Origin of the sequence: Mongoliibacter sp. (genome assembly GCF_007692705.1) — a bacterium.
GTDB lineage: Bacteria > Bacteroidota > Bacteroidia > Cytophagales > Cyclobacteriaceae > Mongoliibacter.
Map to the genome: position 1 here is coordinate 1 of NZ_REBN01000100.1, position 5,556 is coordinate 5,556.

The following is a 5,556-nucleotide window of genomic DNA, read 5'->3' on the forward strand; positions in this document are numbered from 1 at the left end:
CAGGTGGACAGGGAAAAAGGAGTATTTGCCATCAAACCAAGTGGGGTTCCTTATGAAGAGCTAAAAGTCGAAGATATCGTTATTGTTGATTTCGATGCAAAAGTGGTGGAGGGAAAAATGAGGCCTTCCTCGGACACCAAAACCCACGCTTTTCTATACAAACATTGGGAGAATATTGGAGGGATTTGCCATACACATTCCACTTATGCTGTCGCTTGGGCACAAGCCTTGAAAGATATTCCTAATTTCGGAACGACTCATGCAGACCACCTGACTGCTGATATTCCCTGTGCACCTCCCATGGCAGACCACCTGATAGAAGGGGATTATGAATACAATACCGGACAGCAGATTTTGGATTGCTTCGCAGATAAAAATTTAAGTCCTGCTGAAGTGGAAATGATTCTTGTGGGAAGCCACGGACCCTTTGCCTGGGGAAAGAATGCATCCAAAGCAGTCTACAACAGCAAGGTTTTGGAGGAAGTCGCAAAAATGGCTTACCTGACCTTACAAATCAATCCCAATGCAGGAAGGCTCAAAGATGCTTTGGTGAAAAAGCATTATGAGAGAAAGCATGGAAAGGATGCTTATTATGGACAAGGATGTTAAAAACGAAACTTATGAATGAAAATCTGATAAAGTGCCTGATGGGACTTGCCCTTGCAGGATTTCTGGTTTGGAGCTGCACTTCCCCAAAAAATGAAAAAGAAACAATGGAAAAAGAGACCGTCAATTTTAAAGTGAAAGTCAATGAAATAAAAGTTGGCAATAAAAGCGCAAAGGTATTCCACCTGGATAATGGCAATGGAATGGAAGTTGAAATCTCCAGTTTTGGCGGGATCATTTCCAAACTCATCGTTCCTGATAAAAAAGGCAATAGTGAAAATATAGTACTAGGGTACGAAAATATCGCTGATTATGACAACAATGATTACTATTTCGGAGCAGCGATTGGCAGGTTTGGTAATAGAATAGCCAATGGCCGTTTTGATTTAGATGGGAATACCTATCAACTGGCAACAAATGATGGTGACAATCACCTTCATGGTGGACTGTTAGGTTTTAACAGAGTCATCTGGGATGCTGAATTCGAAGAAGGTGAAAAATCCATGAAAGTTAAGATGAAATACATCAGCCCGGATGGTGAGGAGGGGTATCCTGGTAATTTAACTACAACTTTGACTTTTGAATTGACGGCAGATAACCGTTTGCTGTTGGAATTTTTATCAGAAAATGACCAACCGACCATTGTAAACTTAACTCACCATGGGTATTTCAACCTGAGTGCAATGCGAGAAGATGTTTTGGGACATGAACTGAAGCTCTATGCACCCAAATATACTCCAGTCGATGATGGATTAATCCCAACGGGTGAACTTAAAGCTGTTTCAGGTACTCCATTTGATTTCACCGAGCCACATCTGATTGGGGAACGCATTGCGGATGTTCCTGGAGGATATGACCACAATTTTGTTGTGAAGGAAGCTCACTCGGATGAATTGGTTAAAATGGCTGAACTGTACCATGAAGCTTCCGGAAGAGTGATGGAACTTTATGCAGATTCACCTGCTGTACAGTTTTACTCTGGAAATTTTCTGGATGGAAAAGTGACTGTCAACAATGTGACTTACAATCAATATATGGGTTTGTGCCTAGAGCCGCAGACATTTCCTAATGCCCCCAACGAACCTTCTTTTCCCACAGCAAGGCTTAACCCTGGAGAAAAATACAGCCACAAAATTGAGTATCGTTTTAAAACCCGATAAGCTTATACTTGACCTTAAACCTATATACTACACTTAAACCTATTAACAACCATGAAATTTCTAATTTATCCTTATTTGGCCATTCTTCTCAGTTTACCCAGTATGAATGGTCATGGTACCAATGAAAAGAATCCTGAACAAAACAATCAATCCGAATCTTTGAGTGCGGCTGCCACAGGCCATTTTAGGATTGGGACTGCTTTGAATGAAAGGCAATTGATGGGGGAAACTAACAAATCCCTGGAATTGACCAAAAAACATTTCAATGCAATTGTGGCCGAAAACTGTATGAAAAGTGGGAGGATCCAGCCCGAAGAAGGTCAGTTTGTATGGGAACATGCAGACAGGTTTGTCGAGTTTGGAGAAAAGCATGGGATGGAAATCAATGGACATACCTTGATTTGGCATTCTCAGGCCCCAAAATGGTTTTTTGTTGACGAAGATGGAAATGATGTTTCCAAGGAAGTACTGATCGAAAGAATGACGACTCACATCAATACGCTTGTGGGGAGGTATAAAGGTCGGGTGCATACCTGGGATGTGGTGAATGAAACCATACTTGATGATGGTTCTTGGAGAAACAGTAAGTTTTATCAGATTCTTGGGGAGGATTTTGTGAAAATAGCTTTTGAATTGGCACATCAGGCGGATCCTGAGGCCAGATTGTTTTACAATGATTATTCTATGGCAATGCCTGGTAAAAGAGCAGGTGTGGTTGCAATGGTCAAGAGGCTTCAGGAGCAAGGTGTGAAAATCGATGGTATAGGTATGCAGGGACATGTAGGTCTTGACTACCCTTCTTTGGAAGAATTTGAAAAAAGCATCAAAGCCTTTTCAGATCTGGGAGTGGAAGTAATGATCACAGAAATGGACGTTTCTGCCTTGCCAAACCCCAATAACCATCAGGGAGCTGAGATTTCTGATTCAATTGAGTATCAGCAAATGTTAAACCCATATACAGATGGTTTGCCACAGGAGGTTCAGGAAGCTTTTAATGAGCGATATATGGATTTTTTCAGGTTGTTTTTGAAATATAAAAATGAAATCAGTAGGGTCACCTTCTGGGGAGTTACAGACAGGTATTCCTGGAAAAACAATTTCCCAGTAAGAGGCAGAACGGATTACCCCTTGCTTTTTGACAGAGATTACCAGCCCAAAGCAGTGGTAAGCGATATCATAGAACTGATGGAAAATTATAAAACTACGAATTAGGTTTTGTGTGAATTCGCCCCATGACCATGTATTTAAATTCAATTCTATTTTGAGGAGATATTTATCGATATTAAGATACTTTGTCACCCAGATAATAAGAATTAACCTAAATTTCTATTGCTACCTGTATCATTGGGGATAAGTCTATTGAGATGGGCATTTCTACTTATCACAAATTAGTTTATAAGCATTACCAAATGTATATACATAAAATTAACCACCTGAATGCTGTAATGCTGTTGATCAGCATTCAGGTGCTGTTTCCTTTGATCTTGTCAGCACAGTCAGGAAAGGCTGTGAATCCCATTATTTTTGCGGATGTTCCTGACGCCTCAATCATTCGAGTGGAGGATACTTATTACATGAGTAGTACTACTATGCATATGTCTCCGGGAGTTCCGGTTATGAAGTCAATGGATTTGGTCAATTGGGAAATCATAGGGTACGCCTATAACTCTTTGGTAGATAATGCAGCGATGAATCTAAGTAATGGTCAGAATGCTTACGGAAGGGGTTCTTGGGCCAGTTGTTTGAGGTATTATGAGGGACGTTATTACCTGAGCACCTTTGCGCAAACCAGTGGAAAAACCCATGTTTTCACTACAGATGATATTGAAAGCGGACAATGGGAAGAAGTGAGTTTTGCACCATCTTATCACGACCACACCCTCCATTTTGAAGATGATGGAAGAATTTACATGATTTGGGGAGCAGGGGAAATAAGAATAGTAGAGCTGAAGCCCGACTTTTCTGGAATCATTCCCGAAACAGAACAGGTCTTGATATCCAATGCCAGTCAACCTGCTGGTGACAATATCATGTTGCAGGCAGAAGGCTCTCAGCTTTTCAAGATTAATGGGTTTTATTATTTGTTCAATATCGTTTGGCCTCTAGACGGAATGCGAACCGTTCTTGTTCATCGGTCTGAATCATTGCATGGGCCTTATGAAGGTAGAGTAGCTCTTGCTGATCGGGGAATTGCTCAAGGTGGTTTGATAGATACTCCTGCTGGAGATTGGTTTGCTTATTTGTTTAGGGACTTTGGCGCAGTGGGGAGAATCCCATATTTGGTACCTGTCACATGGGAGGATAACTGGCCAGTATTGGGTGAAGACGGAAAAGTTCCTGAAAGCTTGCCTTTGCCTGCAAGTGCGGGGCTAATACCAAACCTGGTGTCTTCAGATGAATTTGAAAGGAAGGAGACGGACGGGTATTCGCTTCCCTTGGTTTGGCAATGGAATCACAATCCCATCGAGGAAAGTTGGTCATTGACCGAAAGGAAGGGATATCTTCGTTTGCGCTCAGAGAGGCTGGATCAAAGTTTTTTGGACACCAGAAATACCCTTACGCAACGGACCTTCGGTCCACAAAGCCAAGTGGTTACAAAGCTGGATGTTTCTGGATTAAAACAAGGTGATGTTGCAGGACTGGCTCTACTCCAGAAGGAATTCGGTTACATAGGGGTTAAAAACAACGGTCAGCAAAAATCAATTGTCATGGTATTAGGCAAAGACCAAAATGAAGAAGTACAAGCTGAAATTCCTCTTGAATCGGGCGAAGTGTTTCTGAAGGCTTCCTGCGATTTTGAAAACAGGAAAGACCAAGCCCTGTTCTATTATAGTCTGGATGGAGTGGATTGGGAAAAGTTTGGCCAAACGTTGGAAATGAAATATACCTTACCTCATTTTATGGGCTATCGGTATGGATTGTTCTTTTATGCTGAAAAAGAACTGGGAGGGTATGCAGATTTTGATTTTTTTAGGATTGATCGAGGTCTTTGAAATTCCCTTGCAAATAAAATTGTGCTGAAATTTAAAAGCTACTATTATGCTTAAAATTACTTGTAGTGAATGATTTAGATATTTTTTTTCATTTAAATGTTGTTTTTACACTTAATATTCCGATATTGGAATTCATATAGTAGAGTAAAGCGAAAGCAGAAACCAGAATGACGATTAACAAACTTTTAAGACCCAGCCATTTCAACCTTCTGTACGGTAGAGATTTTGGTCTTTAGCTTGCGAATCTTGCTCGATTTAAAAATTGAGAAAATATTTCTTGTTAGTTAGGACGCCAATATTTTCTGTTTTCGTAAACTCCAATTTCTTAAACCTATTATACCTATTAAAATTTCCATGAACAGTACCATTGCTTGTATCAGGGGAAAAGTAAACAAAGCCGGGATCAAAATTTTTGTTTTGCTCCTGGCTGGTTTGCTGTGTTTTGACCAAGCGGTCATGGCCCAGTCCCCTTCTGAAAGAACTTTCGAGAACCCCATTTTACCAGGCTTTTTCCCAGACCCCGGTATGTTTAGGGTTGGCGATGACTTTTATCTGGTTACCTCAACGTTTACCTTTTTTCCTGGAGTCCCAATCTTTCACAGTACTGACTTGGTCAACTGGAGGCAACTAGGCCATGTTTTGGACAGACCTGAACAAATGGATGTGGAGGGCTTGCAACTTTCCGAAGGTATTTTTGCCCCAACCATCCAACATCATGAAGGGGTTTTCTATATGATCACTACTTTAGTGGGAAAAGGAGGAAATTTTGTTGTAACTGCAACAGACCCGGCAGGACC

Annotated in this window: 5 protein-coding genes; all 5 read left to right on the forward strand. The window is 41.0% G+C overall.

Features of this window, described 5'->3' with window-relative positions; all coding sequences use genetic code 11:
* On the forward strand, positions 1–609 hold a 609-nt coding region (gene araD, locus EA341_RS03790; protein ID WP_293011459.1), incomplete at its 5' end, for an L-ribulose-5-phosphate 4-epimerase AraD.
* Between the two features lie 11 nt (positions 610–620).
* A complete protein-coding gene (locus EA341_RS03795; RefSeq protein WP_293011460.1) occupies positions 621–1,766 on the forward strand; it encodes an aldose epimerase family protein in 1,146 nt (381 codons plus the stop codon).
* 51 nt (positions 1,767–1,817) lie between these two features.
* Positions 1,818–2,978, forward strand: coding sequence for an endo-1,4-beta-xylanase (locus EA341_RS03800; protein WP_293011462.1), 1,161 nt, complete (start codon positions 1,818–1,820; stop codon positions 2,976–2,978).
* Positions 2,979–3,175: 197 nt separating this feature from the next.
* On the forward strand, positions 3,176–4,759 hold the full coding sequence (locus tag EA341_RS03805) for a glycoside hydrolase 43 family protein (RefSeq protein ID WP_293011464.1): 1,584 nt from the start codon (positions 3,176–3,178) through the stop codon (positions 4,757–4,759).
* A gap of 354 nt (positions 4,760–5,113) precedes the next feature.
* The coding region (locus EA341_RS03810; protein ID WP_293011466.1) for a family 43 glycosylhydrolase at positions 5,114–5,556 on the forward strand (443 nt) is incomplete at its 3' end.